The following is a 21,731-nucleotide window of genomic DNA, read 5'->3' as shown; positions in this document are numbered from 1 at the left end:
TAATCAGAAGGGAAAATAAGGGTTACTGTAGAAATAATACTATTAAAGGAGGGATTATCATGACTGCAGAGGTAAGTATTCTTAATAGAGCTGGAGTGGCACTAGCAGCGGATAGCGCTGTAACAATTGGAGCTAGAAAAGTATATAATTCCGCAAACAAGCTCTTCTCTTTATCGAAATTTCATCCTGTCGGAATAATGATATACGGTGGAGCGAGTTTTATGGAAGTGCCATGGGAAACAATTATTAAGTCGTTTAGAAATCATCTTGGGCAGAGGAAATTCGAGAACTTAAAGACATATAAAACAGAGTTTATTGAATACATATTAAAAGATGAACGACTTAAGAATTTAAACCCTGAAAAAGCTGTTGTACGTCGAACGTTCTCAGAAATTTTGAATATCGTAGTAAACGATGTTCAGACTATAGTGGAGGAAGCACTAAAGGTGGGAACTCGACTTTCTGAAGAGGAAGTTAAAGGCCATTTAAACGAAAGGCTTGGTTCGTTTCTAGAAGATTTCAAGGCCAATCACCAGATAATATTAGATATTGAACAAAGTGACTTTCTTAATATTCACCAAGGTGTAATTAGTCATGTGATACAGGATAAAGTTCTCTTTGAAATTGACGGCGATACAGAAGGCTTACTAAAAGAATTAGCTTTTGAAGGTGTTCGGAGGGATTACTTCACTAATGGATCAACTGGAGTAGTCGTTTCTGGATATGGTGAAGACGAATTATTCCCTTGTATTTATGAAATAAAAACAGATGGTTTCATTTTGGGAAAATTGAAATATTCAAACAATAATGAATGTGAAATTTCATTAGACGATGACAAACCTTCTTCAGCCGTAATTCCATTTGCACAAATGGAAATGGTTTACTCGTTTATGAATGGTATGGATCCGATGCTCCAAAACAACATACAGAATCTTTTGGATAATATCTTTACTAACTTGGATAAAATAATCACAGATCACACTAGCATACAGTTGCCAGAGGAAAAAGTTTCTGAATTAAATAATCTGGGAAATGAAATAAAACAACAAGTTTTTCAAGAAATATCCTCGTTTCAGAATAAAAATTATTCATCACCGGTAGTTGAAATAGTTGACTTTCTCCCAAAAGAAGAAATTGCTGAAATGGCTGAAGCATTAGTGAACTTAACTTCATTTAAGAGAAGAATTTCCATTGACACTGAGACAGTGGGGGGACCCATTGATGTTGCGGTCATTACAAAAGGTGATGGGTTTATTTGGATAAAAAGGAAGCATTATTTTTCTCCTGATTTAAATTATGGATTCTTTCAAAATTATCTAAGGAGTGGTGCAAATGATGATACCTATGATGAGTGAGGAAAGTGGTTCTAAAGAGAAATTTTTTAATTTAACCCCTGAAGAAAAATTGTGGTTTGATTTAAAGGAAAAAGAAAAAGAAGAAGAAACTGAGCTTTATAAAAGAGTTGTCGAAGGATTAAATAAATCTAAGGATAGTAATTAAAGGGCCAACTATCGGCTCTTTTTTTATTGATTTAACAAGGTGATTATGAATAGTGGCTGGCAAAAAACTCACAACACCCTCACAAAACGTAAATGAAATCAGGAAGTAAACGAAAGCATGTTCGGTGAATTAGGTCCTTAACTCTTAAAAATCTCCTTGAAAAAGCTGTACGTGGTTGTAAAAAGTTGACCATATGATATTTGTAACACTATCTATTTTTGTGGATTTTTCGTATAATTGAATAGATGAAAAAGAAAAAGCGCCATTTATAGGATTTCCTTATAAATAGGCGCTTCTTCTAATCATGATTCTATATAGATGCCTAACCCCCGTTGATAGGAAAACGGGTTCTAGAAAGGAAGATATTATTGGGGATTTTTGGATTCTCTCAAGATTTAGGAATTGATTTGGGCACTGCCAATACACTTGTCTTTTTGAAAGGTAAAGGGGTCATTGTGCGAGAGCCTTCTGTTGTTGCCAAAAATACACAAACAGGTGACATTGAAGCTGTCGGAAATGATGCGCGGAACATGATCGGGCGAACGCCAGGTTACATAAATGTTATCCGACCGATGAAGGATGGCGTGATTGCTGATTACGATACAACAGCTCAAATGATGAAATATTATATAAAAAAAGCGTTAAAAACGCGTTCCTCTTTTGCAAGTAAACCAAATGTCATGGTCTGTGTACCCTCTGGCATTACGATGGTGGAAGAGCGTGCGGTCATTGATGCAACGAAACAGGCGGGAGCAAAAGAAGCCTATCCGATTGCAGAACCATTTGCGGCTGCCATCGGTGCAGGACTTCCTGTATGGGAACCAACGGGAAGCATGGTCGTTGATATTGGTGGAGGAACAACAGAAGTCGCCATCATCTCTCTTGGTGGAATCGTTACAAGTCAGTCCATTCGCGTTGCAGGGGATGAGATGGATGACAACATCATTCAACATGTACGCAAAAAATACAACTTGATGATTGGTGAGCGTACGGCTGAAGAAGTGAAGATGGAATTAGGTGGAGCAGGAGAAGTCACTGAAGTTGACGAAATGGACATCAGGGGACGAGATTTGCTCAGTGGTTTGCCGAAAACCATTACGATTCAAAGTGACGAAATTGTAAGTGCTATGAAAGATACGATTGATTCAATTATTGAAACGGTCAAAAACACCTTGGAAAAAACACCCCCTGAACTTGCGGCGGATATCATGGAACGCGGGATTGTCCTTACCGGGGGAGGAGCCTTGCTAAGGAATATCGATACAGTCATCAGCGAAGAAACAAACATGCCCGTATTTATTGCCGATAATCCTCTGGATTGTGTGGCGGTTGGAACAGGAAAGTCTTTGGAGTATATCCATCATTTCCGTTCTCAGCCGAATGTAGCAAGCCGGGCGAAAATGGAGTAGTTTAGCTCGTTATGCCTTCGCTATTTCGTAGAAAAAGACTGATGATTGTATTAGTAGGATTTATCGTACTCGTAGCATTAATCGGCTTTTCAATCCGTGACCGTGATTCGTTAAGCACACCTGAAAAATTCCTGCAGGATTCGATCGGTTGGATGCAAACTGTCTTCCATAAACCGGTCAGTCTTGTGGACAATACCTATGAAAATATTCAAGACATGTTCGGTGTTTATGAACAGAACGAAGTATTGAAAGCGAGGCTTTCTGAATACAAGGGTGTCATTCAGGAAAACCAAAGACTTCGCAGTGAAATTGGCGAACTCCAGCAAACGTTGGATAAGTCCGATAGTTTGAGTGATTATTCCCCTGTTCAGGCAACAGTTATAGCAAGAAGTTCAGACCGTTGGTTTGAGCAGATGACGATCAATAAAGGGGAAGAACACGGCGTTGAAAAAGATATGGCCGTCATGACCAGTGATGGTCTGATTGGGAAAATTAAGTCAGTAGGTGCCTTTCATTCAAGGGTTCAACTATTAAGTGGGTTCGATCGTTCCAACAAAATTTCTGCTTGGGTCGTTCGTGAGGACCAGGATGAAGCCTTCGGTCTGATTGAAGGCTATGACGATGAAACCGGGCGCTTATTACTAGAAGAAATCAAGTTGGACGAAGAGCTCAAGCCGGGAGATACTGTCATTTCATCTGGCTTAGGAGGGGTTTTCCCGAGTAACTTGAGAATCGGAACTGTTGAAGAAGTCGTCAATGATCAATTTGGGCTGACACAAACCGCCTATGTAGAACCGTTTGCCGATTTGTTTGATATCAATCATGTGATGGTTGTCGATCGTACAGCAGAAACAGTGGATCCTGAAGCTGAACAGGAGGAAGAAGCATCATGAGTCGATACTTCATTGCACTCCTATGTTTGTTTTTCTTGATCATGCAGGGGATGGCCATGAGTATGCTGCCGGCTAATCTTGTTTACTCTGATTTGCTTATGACCCCTCATTGGATATTGATCTTCCTTTTAATCATTGCCATTTTCTATGACAAGGATGATACGTACAATGCTGTCTGTTATGGCCTTGCTTTCGGATTATTGATCGATGTTGTCTACACAGGCGTGCTCGGGGTATATATGATTACATATACCCTGATTATTTATACGGTGCATGGTTTAAACAAATGGCTGCATTCCAATTTTTTTGCGGCGTCCTTATTGGCGGTTATTGGTGTGGCTTTAGCTGATACGATGTTGTATATCATTTATTCATTCGTACAAATTACATCCATGACTTGGGGAGATTACGCTCTATTGAGGCTGCTGCCGACCCTGGCGGCGAATATGATCTTCTTCATTCTCTTATATCCACTCGTGAAGGAAAAAGTGTATGCCTGGGGTGAAGAAGCGAGCAATATCTAGTCTGATGGAAATGTTTGAGGTTTGAGGTGAAAGAGCCTATGGCTGCTAATGTTCAAAAGGTGATGATTAAAGGAACGAGGGACGGTCTGACATTACATTTGGATGATCAATGTTCCTTCTCAGCCCTTTTAAAAGAATTGCAAAATCAATTGTCTATGAACGGATTGACAGATGAACATCCGATGATTCGTGTGACGATTAAGCTTGGAAACAGGTATTTGAATGAAGAACAAAAAGAAAAGCTCACAGAGGTTGTCCGGGAAAAGCAGAAGCTCGTTGTTGAAAAGATCGAGTCGGATGTTTTGACGAAAAAGGAAGCTCTTGAGTGGAAAGAGAATACGGAAATCACCCCTGTAGCTAAAACTGTGCGGTCGGGACAGTTAGTTGAAGTCAAAGGAGACCTGCTTTTGATCGGTGATGTGAACCCTGGAGGGCAAATCAAAGCCACAGGCAATATTTTTGTCATGGGAAGTTTGCGTGGAATTGCGCATGCAGGGTTTGAAGGGGATACGAATGCAGTGATCGCCTCTTCCTATATGCAGCCGAGTCAACTAAGAATCGCCGATCAGTTGAGCCGCTCCCCTGATTATGAATCAGAGGGTGTCTATATGGAATGTGGATTTATTGATGAGTCCATGGAAAAAATACGTATTGATCGAATACAAGAAGTTGTAAAAAAGAGACCGGATCTGGTTAGTTTTGAAAGGAGAATGATCAATGGGTGAAGCGATAGTGATTACCTCTGGAAAGGGAGGGGTCGGAAAGACCACGACTACTGCGAACCTGGGGACCGCTTTGGCCTTGCAGAAGAAAAAGGTGTGTCTCGTTGATACTGATATCGGTCTCAGAAATTTAGATGTCGTGATGGGGCTTGAAAACCGCATCATCTATGACATTGTCGATGTCGTAAACGAGCGCTGCAAGACAAAACAAGCCTTGATTACGGATAAGCGTTTTGATTGTCTTCATTTGCTTCCTGCCGCTCAAACATCTGATAAATCTGAAGTGACCCCGGAAGCGGTCAAGGCCATTGTGCAGGAGCTGAAGCAAGAGTACGATTATATCGTCATCGATTGTCCGGCGGGGATCGAGCAAGGGTATAAAAATGCGGTCGCTGGTGCGGACAAGGCGATTGTTGTCACAACTCCTGAGAAATCAAGTGTCCGGGATGCGGATCGGATTATTGGTCTGTTGGAACAGGAAGAAATGGAATCTCCGAAACTGGTCATTAACCGCATCCGCAATCATATGATGAAAAATGGGGACATGCTAGATGTTGATGAAATCGTCAATGTCCTGTCTATCGATCTATTGGGAATCGTGATTGATGATGATGCGGTCATTAAAGCATCCAATAGTGGTGAGCCTGTGGCAATGAAGCCGAATTCAAAAGCTTCTCTCGCATACAGAAACATTGCTAGGAGAATTCTTGGCGAAACGGTACCCCTTATGAAGCTCGATGAAGACCGGGGCGTTCTGGCGAAAGTCAAGAAATTCTTCGGCATGCGCACATAACCATCGTTTCACCTGCCACATTCGGTGGCAGGTTTTTTTATTTTCAATTAATAAACCTCCTCCTTGTCCCATAGACTGATAGAAAAAGGCGTAGAGAGGGGTTTGGTTGTGAAGAAGAACATTCATGATGTACGCAAGAATATAGCCGATCGAAAAAAAAGAAAGATGCATCGTCAGGGGACGAGCCCTCCTGGAGTTTTCTCCCCACCTCAAGATGAAGAAATGCATGGCTTTCCCCCTCTGGTTAATGATTACGGTCATAAACCAGTGAAAAAGGAGAATCAGTCAAATGCGACAAGTCGTTTAGGCATGCAAGTATTCTTCGCTATTTTATTGTTTGCCCTCGTAGCTGCGGGGAAAAATACAGACCTGGCTATTGCGAAAGTTCCAAGTGATTGGGCAGTGAGCCAAATGCAGGAAGAATTCCCTTTTGCTAAAGTGACAGCCTGGTACAGTGACCGTTTTGGAGATCCATTACAGGTCATCCAGCCTGAGGGTAGAACGGATCAAGAACCTCTCGCAATGCCTGTGAATGGAACGGTGACGACTCCTTTTCAAAATGATGGCAAAGGGATTATTTTAACAACGGAAAATGGCTCTCAAGTAAAAGCGGTTCGGGAAGGAACCGTCATATTTGCCGGAAATGATCCTGAGTTTGGGAAGGCTGTAGTTTTACAGCATGAGGATGGAACGGAAACCACTTACGGTTATTTATCATCCATTGATGTCCATTTATATGAACATGTCCAATCGCAAAAGGATTTGGGATCCGTGAAAGCGGAAGAGGGGCAGGCAGCGGAATTCTTCTTCGCCATTGAAAAAGACAATACTTTTTTAGATCCAGTACAGGTGATCAAAGTGAATGAAGGTCCTTAAATTCCACGACCATATCCATATCCACCCCCTCTTCTTTTTGCTTGCTTTGTCCGCTCTGCTGACCGGGGCTATTTATGATTTCATCGTTCTGTTTTCCATAGTCATTGCTCATGAACTGGGCCATTTCCTTATGGCAAAACGGTTTGGGTGGCGTGTAGAAAGAATGGAGATTTGGCTGTTCGGGGGGGCTGTCGTGAGTGAAGAGCACAACACCAGGCCTTTTCGAGAGCAAATGCTTGTGGTCATCGCTGGCCCTTTTCAGCATCTATGGATCTTTGTTTTGCTCATGACTCTTCAATCCATAATAGGCGTACATCCTTTATTAGATGCTGCCTTCTTCTATAATGGAGTGATCTTTCTGTTTAACATGCTGCCGGTTTGGCCTTTAGATGGTGGGAAATTGCTTTTTTATCTTTTAAATCGCTTCTTTGCCTTCAGGGTGAGTCTGGCAGTAGCCCTTAGTTTATCCCTTCTGTTTATGATATTTGCTGGATTTTGGATGTTTACAGGCGGGCGCTGGACGTTAGCCGCCATCCTCCTGACCGCCTTTTTATTCATTGAAAACGTTCTCGAATGGAAGCGGAAGTCTTATACGATGATGCGTTATCTTCTATATTGCACGTATCAGAACAGGGAATCATTAAAAACTAAGTATGTAAACGTTCATCAAGAGACGCTCGTTCGTGATGTGCTGAAGAACATCCACTCCAACCGGCGCCATAAGTATGTATTGAAACATACGAATCCTTTCTATATAGTAGATGAACAAGAGTGTCTCCGGGCTTTTTTTGAACAAAAGAAGCCGCATTTAAAAGTAAGGGACATTGCTGAAATCGCTATATGATGAGGGATGACATGAGAAAATTAGTTTTACATACAAAGGCAGCCGAAAAATCGGGAGTGGTCATTGAAAATGGAGAGATCCATGAATATGTTATTGACCGGCCCGGTGCTGAAAAGCTCGCGGGCTCTATTTTTTGGGGGAAAGTCGAACGGGTGGATCAGGGTTTGGGTGCCGCTTTTATTGACATAGGAGAGGAGAAGTCTGGTTTTCTTAGGAAGGAAATGGTTCCCTGGTGTGAAGGTGAATTATCTACAGCATTGAGTACAGGGCAGAAAGTGATTGTACAAGCCGTTAAGGAACCGGTTGGCAACAAAGGGGCTGTACTGACCGCAAATGTGACACTCCCTGGCTTGTACACCATCTATCAGCCTTTTGCTCAAGGGAAACTTTCGATTTCGCGGAAGCTTGACGACGGAAATAAATCAGAGCTTGAAGCGTTGCTGGAACTGGAATTAAACAATTCCGAAGGGTGTATTATACGAACAGCAGCGGGAGCCGTGGACCCCGGGACGATGATGGAAGAATTAAGAGAACTTCGAAATGAGTGGAAAACGATTGAAAAGAGAGAAATTAATAAACCCGGCTCTTTATGGAGTGAGCCGAGTATCCCTGATGCATTCATTCGTAAATTTCCGGCGACAACGATTCAGGAAGTAATCCTTGATGAAGCGAGCACATCAAAGCGTTTGAAGAAAAAATTTCCTTCATTGGCTAACCGCATCCGCTGGGTAAGTGATGTGGAAGGAAAGCTGCCTGTGTCCTTTTCACGTCTCCAGGAGCAAATGATCAATCCTCTTGTGGAAATGGATAATGGTGTGAGCTTGGTCATCGAAGAAACGGAAGCGATGACTGTCATTGATGTGAATAGCCATAAAGTGAAAGGACGGGCCTTTACAAACTCTCAAGCTCTTGATGTCAATACCCTGGCTGCCAGGGAAATTCAAAAGCAGATCCGTTTAAGAAATTTATCTGGAATCATTCTTATTGACTTCATCTCCATGAAGGATGAGAACAAAGAGAAACAACTCGTCGCAGAAATGAGAAAGCTTGTGAAAGAGGACCCCATGAAAACAAACGTGTTTGGAATGACAAGATTAGGACTTTTAGAAATGACGAGAAAAAGGGAAAGTCCCAGCCTGTCTTCTTTATTCACCAAGCCTAAGGAAGTGAAATTCACGGATGAGACGGCTGTATATCGTTTAGAAAGAGAACTTCTGCAAAGGAGAGAGGCGGAGGCCCTGATGGTTGCTGTTCATCCGACGATTGTGGATTGTAAAAAACGATTGCTTTCTGAGTCGATTTCTAGTAAAATTCCACAGGAGCTGTTTGTTAGACAGGATGCTGACATCTCTGACTATCAAATAGAGCTTGAAGGGTCTATAGACATGATCCGGGAAGCTGTTCAGCGTCGCGGATATCATGTTGACAACTTGTTTTGATCTGTGGTAACATTGTTTTGTTATTCTAGTAGCACTCCGTTGCTACAACCGCACAGAACAGGTTTTAAAACCGATTTCCGGTACCTGAATGGCGAGTCTGAGTATATTGAGGAGGTGCAAGTATGTACGCAATTATTGAAACTGGTGGTAAGCAGGTAAAAGTAGAAAAAGGCCAGGAGATCTATGTTGAAAAAATGGACGTAGAAGCTGGTGAGTCTATCACTTTTGACAAAGTTCTTTTCGTAGGTGGAGGCAACACAAAAGTTGGTGCTCCTTACGTTGATGGTGCTTCTGTAACAGCTAAAGTTGAAAAACAAGGCCTTCAGAAGAAATTGACTGTCTTCAAATACAAGCCTAAAAAGAACTACAAGCGCAAACAAGGTCATCGTCAGCCGTACACGAAACTTGTCGTTGAAGAAATCAACGCGTAAGGTTCGTATCGGATGATACAAGTATCGATGTTTCGCTCGCAAGGAGAAATTACAGGCTTTGAAATATCCGGACATGCAGAAAGTGGACCTTATGGTCATGATCTCGTCTGCGCTGCCGTATCGGCTGTTTCGTTCGGTGCTGTCAATGCTGTAATCAGCCTTTGTGAATTCGAACCTGATGTCGAACAAGGTGGTGAAGGTGGTTATTTAAAAATCACTCTTCCTGAAGATTTGGATGAATCCATTCATGTCAAAGCTCAAACCTTATTGGAAGGCATGCAGGTGTCCTTGGAAACGATTGAACAAGAATACGATCAATATATGAAAATATCCCAACGATAAGGAGGTGAAGACTCATGCTACGTCTTGATTTGCAGTTTTTCGCCCAGAAGAAGGGTGTAGGTAGTACAAAAAACGGTCGTGACTCTGAGTCCAAACGTCTTGGAGCTAAACGTGCAGACGGACAACAAGCAACTGCTGGTTCCATCCTTTACCGTCAACGCGGTACAAAGGTGTACCCTGGTGCGAACGTTGGCCGTGGTGGAGACGACACATTGTTCGCGAAAGTGGATGGTGTTGTTAAATTCGAGCGTTACGGACGTAACCGTAAAAAAGTCAGCGTTTATCCTGTAGCACAGGAAGCGTAAGCGAATAGTCCATCAGCAAAAAAGCCGCGCTTTGCTTTTCGCATAAGCGCGGCTTTTTTTATATCCTTTATTTGCTGTTTAGCAAATAGTTGAGAGTAATGAGTCGCTTTTCTCAGGAACGCGTCTAAGCAGCCCGTCTGGATTCCGTTTTGGCATGAGAGCAATGATTCCTAATAGGAACGGAAAACTTATAAAGATCATTTCGTGTATTTTTTCAGTCACTAATCCTATCACGCGAAATCCTCGAAACTGATCTTATGTTTTAAATTTTTTGTTTCCTTGAATTTTTGCTATACTTTTTATTACTATGGGTTGAACGAGGGAGCTGAAACGATGGAAGAAAAAGAAATCATTGAGCTGCTCAGGCATAAGCGTCATGACTGGATGAATCAAATTCAATTGCTTCAAGGTTACGCTACCCTTGGAAAGCAGGATCGCTTGCTGTCACAAATGGAAGAAATAAAAGAAGAGGCAGAAGAAGAACGGAAATTATTGAATAGTCATTCTCTACATTTTTCTTTATGGCTGCTTTCTTTTAATTGGGTACATAAGACTTACCGGCTACGGTATTTCATAAGGGGAGAAGTTGATTTATCCCGTCATGATCATACATTGTTCGCTTATGGAAAACGGATGATTGAAATCATGGATGGACATATTGGAAATGAAGAACTTTATGAAGGTACATGTACCATCTATGTAGGTGGGCAGGATACGCTTGGATTGAGCTGGGAATGGGAAGGGCTATTTCATAAACCGGAACGTTTGAAAGAGACGCTGAATAAAGAAGGATTTATTGCCACGATTTTTGACAGTAAAGAACTTTCTATTGAAATGACAATAGAATGAAGAGGTGAATAGACATGTTTGTCGATCAGGTGAAAGTATTTGTAAAAGGTGGAGACGGTGGAAATGGTCTTGTGGCTTACCGTCGTGAAAAATTTGTACCAAGAGGTGGACCTGCTGGTGGTGATGGTGGAAATGGCGGTGATGTCATTTTTGAAGTCGATGAAGGTCTCAACACGCTGATGGATTTCAGGTATCAACACCACTTTAAAGCAGCCAAAGGTGAAAACGGGATGAATCAGAAGCAGCATGGAAAAAACGCTGATCCACTGGTTGTCAGTGTTCCTCCTGGGACAACGGTGAAAGATGCAGAGACAGATAAAGTCATCGCTGATTTAACGGATCATAAACAAAGAGCGGTCATCGCTAAAGGTGGTCGCGGAGGACGTGGAAATGCCCGTTTCGCTACGGCCAGGAACCCTGCGCCTGAAATCGCTGAAAATGGGGAACCGGGTGCAGAACTCGATGTAGTCGTCGAGTTAAAGCTGTTAGCAGATGTCGGATTAGTTGGTTTTCCGAGTGTCGGTAAATCAACATTCTTATCGGTGGTAACCGCTGCAAAGCCGAAGATTGCGGATTATCACTTCACCACTCTTTCTCCAAACCTTGGGGTAGTGGAAAGTCAGGACCATCGTAGTTTCGTAATGGCCGATCTTCCAGGCCTTATCGAAGGAGCGCATGAAGGGGTAGGGCTTGGTCATCAATTTCTGCGACATGTAGAACGTACACGATTACTGCTCCATGTCATTGATATGTCTGGAATGGAAGGCCGCGATCCTTATGAAGACTATATAACGATCAATAATGAACTATCATCTTATGATCAACGGTTAGAAAATCGTCCTCAAATCATTGTAGCAAATAAAATGGATATTCCTGATTCTAAAGAGAACCTGGAACGGTTCAAGGAGCAGCTTGGCAATGATGACATTCCGATCTTTTCGATCTCTACAGTTACACGGGATGGGTTGGATGAATTGTTGTATGCCGTAGCAGATAAACTGGATCAAATTCCGAAGCAGGAAGAACAAGTCGAGGAAGTGGATGAACGAGTCATCTACAAATTCGAAAAAGAGGAAGCGCCATTTAAGATTACGCGTGATGATGACGGTGCCTATGTCTTATATGGAGAGAAGATTGAATCCCTCTTTAAAAGAACGGACTTCTCTCATGACCAGTCCATCAACCGTTTCGCTCGTCAGATGCGGAGTATGGGTGTGGATGAAGCACTCAGAAAACGCGGGGCGAAAGATGGCGACACGGTAAGATTGATGGATTATGAATTTGAGTTTGTCGATTAAAGGGGAGGATTTTTCATGGCGGATTACAATGAAAAATTTTATTTAGTCCGTAGCGACATTCTTCCTGAAGCTATGATGAAGACCATTGATGCCAAAGAGCTGCTGGAGCGGGGGAAAGTAGAGTCCATTTTCGAAGCAGTCCAGCAAGTGGGCTTATCCCGCAGTGCTTTTTATAAATATAGAGATGCTGTTTTTCCTTTTCAAGCGATGGTTAAAGAGCAGATGATTACGTTGTTCTTCCACCTTGAAGATCGTAAAGGAACGTTGTCGAATTTGTTAATGACGGTTGCTAAGTCCGGTTGTAATGTTTTGACGATTCATCAGACCATTCCTCTTCAAGGCAAAGCCAATGTGACGCTCTCATTGAATACTTCCGGAATGGAAGACAGCATAGAAAAACTATTGCAGCAACTGCACAAGTTAGATTTTGTAGATCGTGTAGAGATCTTAAGTACGGGAGCTTAATTGGAGGGGAAATCATGACGGAACAACGGATTGGATATTTAGGACCAAAGGGTACGTTTACAAAAATGGCAGTGGATGCTTTGTTTGAAGGTGGAGAGTTCGTGGGCTACGAGAACATTCCTGCCTGTCTGGATGCTGTGGAGGATGGGGAAATCAGTACGGCCGTTGTCCCCATTGAAAATGCGATTGAAGGTTCTGTGCACTTGACGGTTGATTATCTTGTCCATCACGTCAACCAATCAATTATTGCAGAACTGACAGTCCCCATCAAACAGCACCTTCTCGTCCATCCTGATCATGATGGGGAAATTAAGAAGGTATATTCTCACAGCCATGCCATTGCCCAGTGTCACCAGTACTTGCACACCAAGTACCCGAATGCTGAAGTGGAATACACCGCATCGACAGGAAAAGCGGCTGAAGTTGTAGCAAGTGAAGGCCCGGGTGTCGCTGCCATTGCCAACCATTTAGCAGCAGAGCAAAACGGTCTGAGGTTTATGGATACGGACATCCATGATTATGACAATAACCATACAAGGTTTGCAGTCGTCCAGAAGGTCCCTACCACTTTGAAAGTAAAGGATCATCCTGTAACCAAGCACAAAACGACGGTTATGGTTACATTGCCTAAAGATTATGTAGGAGCCCTTCATCAAGTACTCGCAGCCTTTGCGTGGAGAAAAATGAACTTATCAAAAATCGAATCAAGGCCGATGAAAACCGGCCTTGGCAACTACTTTTTCTTGATAGATGTCGATCAACCATACGATCACGTGCTTTTTCCTGGTGTGCAGGCAGAACTTGAAGCGTTAGGTTGTCAGCTGAAGGTGCTCGGAACGTATCCAAGTTACCAGATCGATGTGCCGACCCCTGTGAAATAAGCTTGACCCTCATAACCCCTGAACCCCTTTAATAATAGGGATTCAGGGGTTTGTTTATATTTTTCTTCAAATTATTATAGGCTTTTTCATCAATGTTTTGGCTTGTGTTGCATAGAGTGTTATGAAGCTATTATTGCCTTATTGTTTTTACAGAATTACAGGAAGGGAGTTGCAGATGTGAGAATTCACATTGTACAAAAAGGAGATACACTCTGGAACATTGCCAAGAAATATGGGGTCGACTTTGAACAGTTGAAATCCATGAATACCCAGCTTTCCAATCCTGATATGATTATGCCGGGTATGAAGATCAAAGTCCCTCAAGGTACAAAACAAGTGAAAAAAGAGGCTCCTAAAAAAGAGGCCCCTAAACAACAAGCACCAGCACCTAAGAAGGAAATGCCTTCACAACCACCATATAAAGATACAACACCAAAGCCGATTCCGAAAATTAAAGAAGATGAGAAGAAACCGGCACCTAAAGGTGTCATGGAAAAACCGATGAAGCCGATGCAGCCCATTAACATGAATATGCCGATTACAATGCCGAGCATTGATCAACAGATGCAAAATTATTATACAACTTTCCACCTTCCTCAAATGCCGATGCCGCAGCCGAAAGAAGAATCACCTAAGGAGGCTCTAAAAGAAGAAGTAAAAGGAGAAAAAATGGAAGATGTGAAAGGGATGAAGTCTCCGGAACAAGCTCCAATGCCACAGCAGCCGTATTATCAACCGATGCAGCCAATGCAACAGCCGATGCAACAACCGATGCAACAGCCAATGCAACAACCGATGCAGCCGCAGTTGATGCACACCGACTATTATTGCTGCCCTCCTTATCCAGTGATGATGCCGATGCATATGCCGATGTACCAACAACCAATGCCGATGAATCAGCCTATGCATATGATGGGGGATGAATCAAGCGATGATATGGTCCAAGGCGTGCAAGCCGGTGGGGACTGTGGATGCGGAGGAGAAAAAGGACCGCAGCCATATGGACCGATGATGGGGCCATGGGGGCCGTCTCCATATGGCGCTCAGCAGCCATGGGAGCAGGCACCATATGGTGGGATGCAGCAGCCGATGGGTTATGGTCAGCAGCCACCTCACATGGGATGGGGTCAGCCTCAGCAAGGGTGGGGCCAACCATACCCACAGCAAATGGGACAGTGGGATCCCCAACAGATGGGCCAAGGATATCAACAGCCTTGGAGGGAAGATGATTTAGATGAAAGCTGAACACCGAATGGGCGATTCATACACGGATCGCCTTTTTCAATGGATGCAAACAGAGGAAAAGCTTCCCATTGAATATGAACAGACCATCAAACCGAAGGTGTACAAAGTAAGGTATGAAGGCATGCCATTTATTTTGAAGGGGTATCGGAGGTTTCATGTGATTGAAAAACAAGTAGAGTTTTTTGAACACTGGAACTATGCCTACAAAATAGCTGCAAGCCCGTATCCTTTTTATGATCGTGTCTATACGATCAGTAAACTTGGTTGTGATTGGGCTTTATTTGAACGAGTGGAAGGAAGGCACGCAGATTTTAACCGGCATAAGGATCGAAAACAAGCGGTACGTATTCTGCACCATTTTCATCGAACGACGAAAGGTATTGGTGTATTATCCATTCCTAAAGACCCTTTATATGTCAAATGGGAAAGGCGCTTAGAACAATTTGAAGAAACGAAAGATTTATTCACTGAGTTACGGAAGCGGGAAATGTTTCAGGAACTCCATGCTTGCATGAGCAAACGGTTAGAAGACTTTACCGATCATCCCTGGGGAGAGGTGGAGGAGAAAGCCTGGGACCGACACGAATGGCTGCATGGAGATGTGGCTCATCATAATTTCATTGTAGGCACGGATAAGAATATAAAAATGATTGATTTTGATCTTTTGCATACCGGTCCTCGTTTATATGACCACATTCAACTAGCTCAGCGTTTTTTACCATACGTGGAACTTAGGAAATCTACTTTGCTGCCTTATTTTCCTCACGTTTCAGATAAGGACATCTGGTGGAAAGGAGTCCTCGTTCCCGCTGATCTTTTAAGGGAGTGGCTTTATGGATATCGGCTTAGCTTAAGGGAAGAAGCATCAATGACCCGACATATGAGAAAGTTGGAAAAAGCATGGGAAAACCGGAAGAAGTTTGTCCGATATGCTGAGCATATGCTATGATTAGATATCATATGTGTGAAAGGATGAACAATCCGGTGGAACAAAAAGTTGAAAAAATCGTGTCCTGGCTTCAGGAACAAGTGAAAGAAGCAAAAGTGGAAGGATTAGTCGTTGGAGTCAGTGGTGGAATCGATTCCGCTGTCGTAGCTAATCTTATTAAGAAAGCATTCCCTGATCGCTCCCTGGGAGTCATCATGCCTTGTAAAAGTCAATCCGATGACCAAATTCATGCAAAGAGTGTTGTGGAAGCGTGTGACTTACCGGTTATGACAGTTGATTTGACGGAAACACATAAGGTTATGTTCTCAACCATTAAACAGCAATTGAACGATGCTGGATCTTTCAATGAGGAACAGGAAAAATTGGCTGATGCTAATTTAAGAGCCCGTTTACGCATGAGTACCCTCTATACCATCGCCACTAATCATAAATACTTAGTTGTCGGAACAGATAATGCAGCAGAATGGTACACAGGTTACTTCACGAAGTTTGGAGATGGAGGCGTTGATCTGGTACCAATCGCAAACCTTACTAAAGGTGAAGTGCGGGAAATGGCTGAATATTTAGGTGTACCGGATGAAGTCATCCATAAACAACCGAGTGCAGGGTTGTGGGAAGGCCAGACAGATGAGAACGAAATGGGCACAAGTTATGATATGATCGATCGCCACTTGAAGGGTGAGGAAATTCCTGAAGAAGATCGTAATATCATCGAAGCGATGCATAAACGTTCCGCCCACAAGCGCCAGCTGCCTCCTGCACCACCGAAATAAGCCTGGCGAATATTGACAGACTAAAACATTCTTCTTGAACCCATAGTAAGGGTAAAAGGAGAATGTTTTTATGTGGAAAATCGTTAGTATGCTTATGTTGACCACTTTATTCATGTTTGCGTGTCAGGCGGATGAAACGGCTGAACCGAAGGAAGAAGAATCATCCCCTTACCAACCTCTTGGTTATGCTCAAGATGGAGCGATTGAACGCCGAGGGCAAATTCCTACAGGGAAAGATAGTTATTTTAAACGTACAGCAGAGGAAGAATTCAGAAATGCGAAGTATGGTGAAACCAACCGTTCCCACGACAATGATTTCAATAACGAAGATGCCATGGCTGTCGTGGAAAAAGTGAATGAATTGAAGGAAATCACGATGGCTCAAGCTTATTCGACTGATGATCGCATGTATGTGGCGGTCATGATCAATCCATATGATTTGAGAGATGAAACGATTCCGGAAAAGATAGAAGCTAAGGTGAAGCAAGTGTCGGATAAAGATTTGGTTGTCTATACGAATAACAACAGCTGGGATGAAATGAAAAACTTTAACTCAAGAGACAGGGAAGCACCTGATAAAATCAGAGAAAGATTTAAAAACTTTTTTAATCAATAACAGGGGATAACGGTTCGCTTTCAAGAAAAAAGGGGATTGTGATATATTAGAATGTAGAGTCCATTGCTGATGAAAGATACGCTAAGGGACGATAAAGATTTGTTTGGGAGAGGAGAATGTCCAATGGCTGGCCATTCAAAATGGAGTAATATCAAGCATCGAAAAGGTGCTCAAGATGCGAAACGCGGAAAACTCTTCATGAAGCTTGCTCGTGAGATTTTCATGGCGGCGAAACAAGGAGGCGGGGATCAAGAAACCAATCCTGCGCTGCGTATAGCTGTAGATAAAGCAAGATCAAACAATATGCCGAAAGATAACATTGATCGAGCCATTAAAAAAGCGACCGGCGACCTTGAAGGGGTCAATTATGAAGAATATACGTATGAAGGATATGGTCCTGGCGGGGTAGCAGTCATGGTTAAAGTATTGACGGACAATAAAAACCGTACAGCTGCAGATGTCAGACATGCATTCAATAAAAATGATGGGAATTTAGGGGAGAATGGGTGTGTCTCCTTCATGTTCAACCGCTCAGGTTATCTTGTGATCGACCGGGAAACAACAGAGGCGGATGAAGAAGAATTGATGCTTGAAGTCATTGAAGCCGGTGGAGAGGAAATGGAAATTTCAGAAGAACAATTTGAGATTTATACAGATCCTGAATCTTTTTCTGATGTGAAACAGGCCCTGGAAGCAAATGGGTATGCTTTTACCACAAGTGAAGTGACCATGATACCTGAAACCTATACGGAACTTGGCGAAGAAGGCGTAGAAAAAATGTTGAAGCTGATTGATATGCTCGAGGATAACGATGATGTTCAAGAAGTCTATCACAATCTTGATGCTGATGAAGCAATCCTGGAAAAATTATCGTGATCTCCCTTTGCTATGATAATAACTTCTGTTTCTGGACACACTAGAAACAGAAGTTATTTTATTTAGGGGGGATCCTGTTATGAAACGATGGGCCTGGATTGTTGGATTAACTATAGGCGTGACCGTATTGAGTTGGTCGATGATCGATCAAACTCCACAGAAAACCTTTAAAGATAACACGCCTCAAAGAGTCATCCAGGGTAAGCAGGAGCAAATAGAATCCGTGGAGACATTGGTGAAGCCGGAACCTTTGAAACTGACGGTCATTCTAAAGGAGCATTATATAGATGGTGTGACAGAAACAACAAAAAAAGAAGAAATCATATGGTCTATGATGGATTTTTGGGCTTCGTACGAGGGATGGACGGTTGAAGAACAGCAGTTGGACAAAGTGGTTTTTCAGAGAGAAGTCGATGATATCTCTCCTTTGACAAAACAGACGGGGTATTTCGGATTGACAGAGGATGGCGAGCTAGCCGTCTTTCAAGGTCTTCCTGATCAAGGGAAGGTGATAGAATCCTTTAAACCAGTACCCATTAAGCCGTTAGAAACAAAAAGAGAGAATGAATTAAAACAGGGCATAAAAATCAAGGATCATCGACACTTTGAGCAAGTCGTACGTCAATTTTCCAAACAAGATGAAGTATGAAAGACGTTAAAACAGCCACAAATCATTGTGGCTGTTTTATGCCGTTTCAAAGGGGATCCACGGCTTTTTAGCATGGGCGAACATGTGCTTGTATGTTACAATAGGAAGGATAGCAATAAAGGGTAGAGAGGGAATTTTACAATGATTAGTTACGTGAAAGGTCAGTTGACGACACTCGATGAAGGGTCGATCACTATAGAAACAGGCGGCATAGGATACGAAGTGCTGTGCGCGAATCCATATCATTTTCAAGATTCAATGAGCAAGGAAGTCAAAGTACATACGTACCACTATATAAGAGAAGATAATCAATCGCTTTTCGGTTTCAAGAAAAAAGAAGACAAACAGCTTTTTGCTCAGTTACTAAACGTTTCTGGCATTGGACCAAAAGGAGCACTTGCAATCCTTGGAACAGTGAGTGTACCAGAATTCGTATCGGCTATTGAGCAGGAAGACGATAAATACTTAACGAAATTTCCGGGAGTCGGTAAGAAGACTGCTCGTCAGATGATCCTTGATTTAAAAGGGAAGCTGATTGTCTGGCTTCCTGATGAAGACAATGAGGACACTCTATTCTATCAGGATGATCTGACCTCGAAAGAGAAGCGGGCATTCGTGGACGACGCGGTTGAAGCATTAAAAGCCCTGGGTTATACAGAAAAAGAAGTGAAGATGGTTCGTACAGAACTTGAAAAAGCCAACCATGGCAGCGTGGATGATTATGTCAGACAAGGGCTGCAGTTACTTATGAAATCTTAAGGGAAGGAGGGATGAATGTTGGAAGATCGAATGATATCCGGAGAACAACAGAACGCGGACCAGGAGATTGAGCTTAGTTTACGGCCAGAAACTCTGAAACAGTATATTGGTCAGGATCAAGTGAAAAATAACCTTAGCATCTTCATCGAAGCGGCAAAGATGCGGAATGAGCCCCTTGACCATGCACTGTTGTATGGGCCGCCCGGTTTAGGTAAAACAACACTTGCTTCGATCATTGCTAATGAGATGGGGGTCCAGTTTCGAACGACGGCTGGTCCAGCCATTGAGCGAGCCGGGGATTTAGCGGCTATTTTATCTTCTTTGGAACCAGGGGATGTCCTCTTCATTGATGAAATCCATCGCCTTCCACGTTCTGTCGAAGAAGTTCTCTATCCTGCTATGGAAGATTTCTGTCTTGATATTGTCGTAGGAACGGGGCCGAGCGCGCGCTCTGTAAGACTTGATCTTCCACCTTTCACGCTGGTCGGAGCTACAACGCGGGCCGGTTTGCTTTCCGCGCCTCTCAGAGATCGTTTCGGTGTGCACAGCCGTCTGGAATATTACGATACGAAAGCGCTTTGTTCCATCGTAGAACGGACAGCAGAAATCTTTTCTGTTGAAATCGACGGGGCGGCGGCTGTTGAAATCGCGCGTCGTTCGAGAGGAACACCGAGGATTGCCAATCGCCTGTTGAAGCGTGTCCGCGATATTGCTCAGGTGAAAGGGGAGACAGTCATCAGCAAAGCAACGACACAGGAAGCATTGGAAATGCTTCAAGTAGATGCAGAAGGTCTTGATTTTATCGACCACAAATTGCTGAAAGGGATCATGGACAGCTTCCAGGGAGGACCTGTGGGATTGGATACGATAGCCGCAACCATTGGGGAAGAACCTCAAACGATTGAGGATGTTTATGAGCCGTTCTTGCTGCAAATTGGTTATATCCAACGCACGCCAAGAGGCAGGGTGGTCACACCTAAAGCCTACGCTCACTTCAACAGGGAGGTGCCTGGCTCTTGACGGGGTTTGGTAAAATCTTTATTGTAATAGGGATTGTGTTCATACTGATCGGTATAGTATGGAGCATATTTGGAAAATTGCCAGGCGATCTCAGCTTTAAAAAAGGAAACGTCACGTTTTATTTTCCCATTATGACTTCCATTATTGTGAGCATTGTCCTTTCGTTAATTTTCTATTTCATAAGAAAATTTTGACCGATTACACATAGAATAGGGGATTCACATGGATATTAAGCAATACGATTTTGATTTACCGGAGGAGCTGATCGCCCAAGTTCCATTAGAAGATCGCACGGCTTCCCGGCTCATGGTTTGTGATCGTTCAGAACAAACCATTGAACATCGGCATTTTTCTCAAATCACCGATTACTTAGAAAAAGGTGACTGCCTTGTCTTGAATGACACTAAGGTTTTGCCTGCACGGCTGTACGGTTCCAAAGACGGGACCGGTGGGAAAGTAGAGGTCCTGCTTCTTCATCAAACAGCCCAGGATGAATGGGAAGTGCTGGTCAAACCTGCGAAAAAGGTGAAACCCGGTACAAAGATCATATTCGGAGAAGGAAAGCTTGTAGCCGAATGTACCAAATTGCAAGAGCACGGAGGACGCAAGGTGAAATTTAGTTACGAAGGTATTTTCCTTGAAGTACTGGAATCTCTGGGAGAGATGCCTTTGCCGCCATATATCAAAGAGCAATTGTCAGATAGAGACCGGTATCAGACTGTCTATGCAAAGGAAGAAGGTTCAGCCGCTGCCCCAACCGCTGGATTACACTTTACAGAAGAACTGTTAAAGGATTTGCAGTCGAAGGGGATTGAACTTGCGTATTTGACACTCCACGTAGGGCTTGGTACTTTCCGTCCGGTCAGTGTTGATCAAGTGGAGGAACATGATATGCATGCAGAGTTCTACCAGTTGAGTGAAGACACAGCGAATCAGCTCAATGCAGTTAAAGAAAGAGGTGGAAGGATCATATCGGTAGGAACCACTTCCACGAGAACTCTTGAAACCATCATCCGTGATTACGGGACTTTTAAAGAGGCAAGCGGTTGGACGGATATCTTCATTTATCCGCCTCAGAACTTGAAAGCCATCGATGGTTTAATTACAAACTTCCATTTGCCTAAGTCCACATTAATCATGCTTGTCAGTGCCTTTGCAGGCCGAGACTTTATTTTGGAAGCTTACAAACAGGCGGTAGAAGAAAGATATCGTTTCTTTAGTTTTGGAGATGCGATGTTCATAAAATGATCTTTAGGATCAACAGTGAGAAAGG

General features: G+C 43.0%; 27 protein-coding genes and 1 other annotated feature. All 27 genes read left to right on the top strand.

Going from position 1 to position 21,731, the window contains the following annotated elements; genetic code table 11:
• Window positions 1–59 precede the first annotated feature (59 nt).
• The 27 genes from VKA52_RS02670 (at window position 60) to queA (ending at window position 21,706) form a co-directional block, all read left to right on the top strand.
• Window positions 60–1,355 carry a hypothetical protein gene (locus tag VKA52_RS02670; protein WP_326314082.1) on the top strand — a complete coding sequence of 432 codons (1,296 nt, stop codon included), beginning with the start codon at window positions 60–62 and terminating at the stop codon, window positions 1,353–1,355.
• Window positions 1,333–1,500 (top strand): hypothetical protein, encoded by a 168-nt coding sequence (locus VKA52_RS02665; protein ID WP_326314081.1) that lies wholly within the window; start codon window positions 1,333–1,335, stop codon window positions 1,498–1,500. Before VKA52_RS02670 ends, VKA52_RS02665 begins: the two co-directional genes overlap by 23 nt.
• A gap of 368 nt (window positions 1,501–1,868) precedes the next feature.
• Window positions 1,869–2,909, top strand: coding sequence for a rod shape-determining protein (locus VKA52_RS02660; protein WP_202412529.1), 1,041 nt, complete (start codon window positions 1,869–1,871; stop codon window positions 2,907–2,909).
• Window positions 2,910–2,950: 41 nt separating this feature from the next.
• The gene (mreC, locus tag VKA52_RS02655) at window positions 2,951–3,802 is read left to right on the top strand and encodes a rod shape-determining protein MreC (protein ID WP_326314080.1); all 852 of its coding nucleotides are present in this window, start codon (window positions 2,951–2,953) and stop codon (window positions 3,800–3,802) included.
• Window positions 3,799–4,326 carry a rod shape-determining protein MreD gene (gene mreD / locus VKA52_RS02650; protein WP_326314079.1) on the top strand — a complete coding sequence of 176 codons (528 nt, stop codon included), beginning with the start codon at window positions 3,799–3,801 and terminating at the stop codon, window positions 4,324–4,326. Before mreC ends, mreD begins: the two co-directional genes overlap by 4 nt.
• Before the next feature lie 38 nt (window positions 4,327–4,364).
• Window positions 4,365–5,051: a septum site-determining protein MinC gene (minC, locus tag VKA52_RS02645; protein WP_160915458.1), complete on the top strand. Its 687-nt coding sequence runs from the start codon at window positions 4,365–4,367 to the stop codon at window positions 5,049–5,051.
• Entirely contained in the window at window positions 5,044–5,841 is a 798-nt protein-coding gene (gene minD, locus VKA52_RS02640) for a septum site-determining protein MinD (protein ID WP_160915456.1), read from the top strand. The genes minC and minD overlap by 8 nt, the downstream gene beginning before the upstream one ends.
• Window positions 5,842–5,949: 108 nt before the next feature.
• Window positions 5,950–6,717: a M23 family metallopeptidase gene (locus VKA52_RS02635; protein WP_326314078.1), complete on the top strand. Its 768-nt coding sequence runs from the start codon at window positions 5,950–5,952 to the stop codon at window positions 6,715–6,717.
• A complete protein-coding gene (locus VKA52_RS02630) occupies window positions 6,704–7,561 on the top strand; it encodes a site-2 protease family protein (protein ID WP_160915452.1) in 858 nt (285 codons plus the stop codon). Before VKA52_RS02635 ends, VKA52_RS02630 begins: the two co-directional genes overlap by 14 nt.
• 11 nt (window positions 7,562–7,572) lie before the next feature.
• Entirely contained in the window at window positions 7,573–9,000 is a 1,428-nt protein-coding gene (locus VKA52_RS02625) for a ribonuclease E/G (RefSeq protein WP_326314077.1), read from the top strand.
• Window positions 9,001–9,036: 36 nt separating this feature from the next.
• Window positions 9,037–9,109: a sequence feature (ribosomal protein L21 leader region), on the top strand.
• Window positions 9,110–9,122: 13 nt separating this feature from the next.
• Entirely contained in the window at window positions 9,123–9,431 is a 309-nt protein-coding gene (gene rplU, locus VKA52_RS02620) for a 50S ribosomal protein L21 (RefSeq protein ID WP_160915400.1), read from the top strand.
• A 12-nt stretch (window positions 9,432–9,443) separates the two neighbouring features.
• On the top strand, window positions 9,444–9,773 hold the full coding sequence (locus VKA52_RS02615) for a ribosomal-processing cysteine protease Prp (RefSeq protein WP_326314076.1): 330 nt from the start codon (window positions 9,444–9,446) through the stop codon (window positions 9,771–9,773).
• 14 nt (window positions 9,774–9,787) lie between these two features.
• The gene (gene rpmA, locus VKA52_RS02610) at window positions 9,788–10,078 is read left to right on the top strand and encodes a 50S ribosomal protein L27 (RefSeq protein ID WP_035509352.1); all 291 of its coding nucleotides are present in this window, start codon (window positions 9,788–9,790) and stop codon (window positions 10,076–10,078) included.
• Between the two features lie 333 nt (window positions 10,079–10,411).
• A complete protein-coding gene (locus VKA52_RS02605) occupies window positions 10,412–10,927 on the top strand; it encodes a Spo0B domain-containing protein (protein ID WP_160915446.1) in 516 nt (171 codons plus the stop codon).
• A 14-nt stretch (window positions 10,928–10,941) separates the two neighbouring features.
• Window positions 10,942–12,225 (top strand): GTPase ObgE, encoded by a 1,284-nt coding sequence (gene obgE, locus VKA52_RS02600; protein ID WP_326314074.1) that lies wholly within the window; start codon window positions 10,942–10,944, stop codon window positions 12,223–12,225.
• A 15-nt stretch (window positions 12,226–12,240) separates the two neighbouring features.
• Complete coding sequence (locus tag VKA52_RS02595) at window positions 12,241–12,690, top strand: ACT domain-containing protein (RefSeq protein WP_160915442.1); 450 nt, start codon at window positions 12,241–12,243, stop codon at window positions 12,688–12,690.
• A gap of 14 nt (window positions 12,691–12,704) precedes the next feature.
• Entirely contained in the window at window positions 12,705–13,571 is an 867-nt protein-coding gene (pheA, locus tag VKA52_RS02590) for a prephenate dehydratase (protein WP_326314073.1), read from the top strand.
• Between the two features lie 177 nt (window positions 13,572–13,748).
• Entirely contained in the window at window positions 13,749–14,816 is a 1,068-nt protein-coding gene (gene safA, locus VKA52_RS02585; protein ID WP_160915439.1) for a SafA/ExsA family spore coat assembly protein, read from the top strand.
• Entirely contained in the window at window positions 14,806–15,765 is a 960-nt protein-coding gene (locus VKA52_RS02580; protein WP_326314072.1) for an aminoglycoside phosphotransferase family protein, read from the top strand. Before safA ends, VKA52_RS02580 begins: the two co-directional genes overlap by 11 nt.
• Window positions 15,766–15,800: 35 nt before the next feature.
• Window positions 15,801–16,538: an NAD(+) synthase gene (gene nadE / locus VKA52_RS02575; RefSeq protein WP_160915435.1), complete on the top strand. Its 738-nt coding sequence runs from the start codon at window positions 15,801–15,803 to the stop codon at window positions 16,536–16,538.
• A gap of 70 nt (window positions 16,539–16,608) precedes the next feature.
• The gene (locus VKA52_RS02570; protein ID WP_326314071.1) at window positions 16,609–17,154 is read left to right on the top strand and encodes a YhcN/YlaJ family sporulation lipoprotein; all 546 of its coding nucleotides are present in this window, start codon (window positions 16,609–16,611) and stop codon (window positions 17,152–17,154) included.
• Between the two features lie 123 nt (window positions 17,155–17,277).
• A complete protein-coding gene (locus VKA52_RS02565; RefSeq protein ID WP_326314070.1) occupies window positions 17,278–18,030 on the top strand; it encodes a YebC/PmpR family DNA-binding transcriptional regulator in 753 nt (250 codons plus the stop codon).
• A gap of 79 nt (window positions 18,031–18,109) precedes the next feature.
• The gene (locus VKA52_RS02560; protein WP_326314069.1) at window positions 18,110–18,679 is read left to right on the top strand and encodes a BofC C-terminal domain-containing protein; all 570 of its coding nucleotides are present in this window, start codon (window positions 18,110–18,112) and stop codon (window positions 18,677–18,679) included.
• A gap of 141 nt (window positions 18,680–18,820) precedes the next feature.
• A complete protein-coding gene (ruvA, locus tag VKA52_RS02555) occupies window positions 18,821–19,438 on the top strand; it encodes a Holliday junction branch migration protein RuvA (protein WP_160915429.1) in 618 nt (205 codons plus the stop codon).
• 18 nt (window positions 19,439–19,456) lie between these two features.
• Window positions 19,457–20,458 (top strand): Holliday junction branch migration DNA helicase RuvB, encoded by a 1,002-nt coding sequence (gene ruvB, locus VKA52_RS02550; RefSeq protein WP_160915600.1) that lies wholly within the window; start codon window positions 19,457–19,459, stop codon window positions 20,456–20,458.
• Window positions 20,455–20,652, top strand: coding sequence for a DUF2905 domain-containing protein (locus VKA52_RS02545; protein ID WP_160915428.1), 198 nt, complete (start codon window positions 20,455–20,457; stop codon window positions 20,650–20,652). Before ruvB ends, VKA52_RS02545 begins: the two co-directional genes overlap by 4 nt.
• Window positions 20,653–20,680: 28 nt before the next feature.
• A complete protein-coding gene (gene queA, locus VKA52_RS02540; protein ID WP_326314067.1) occupies window positions 20,681–21,706 on the top strand; it encodes a tRNA preQ1(34) S-adenosylmethionine ribosyltransferase-isomerase QueA in 1,026 nt (341 codons plus the stop codon).
• Window positions 21,707–21,731: the final 25 nt, after the last annotated feature.

The sequence above is a fragment of the Halobacillus sp. HZG1 genome, assembly GCF_035818575.1.
GTDB lineage: Bacteria > Bacillota > Bacilli > Bacillales > Halobacillaceae > Halobacillus > Halobacillus litoralis.
Note: the sequence above shows the minus strand (reverse complement) of the source record. Positions and strands in the feature narration are given on the sequence as shown.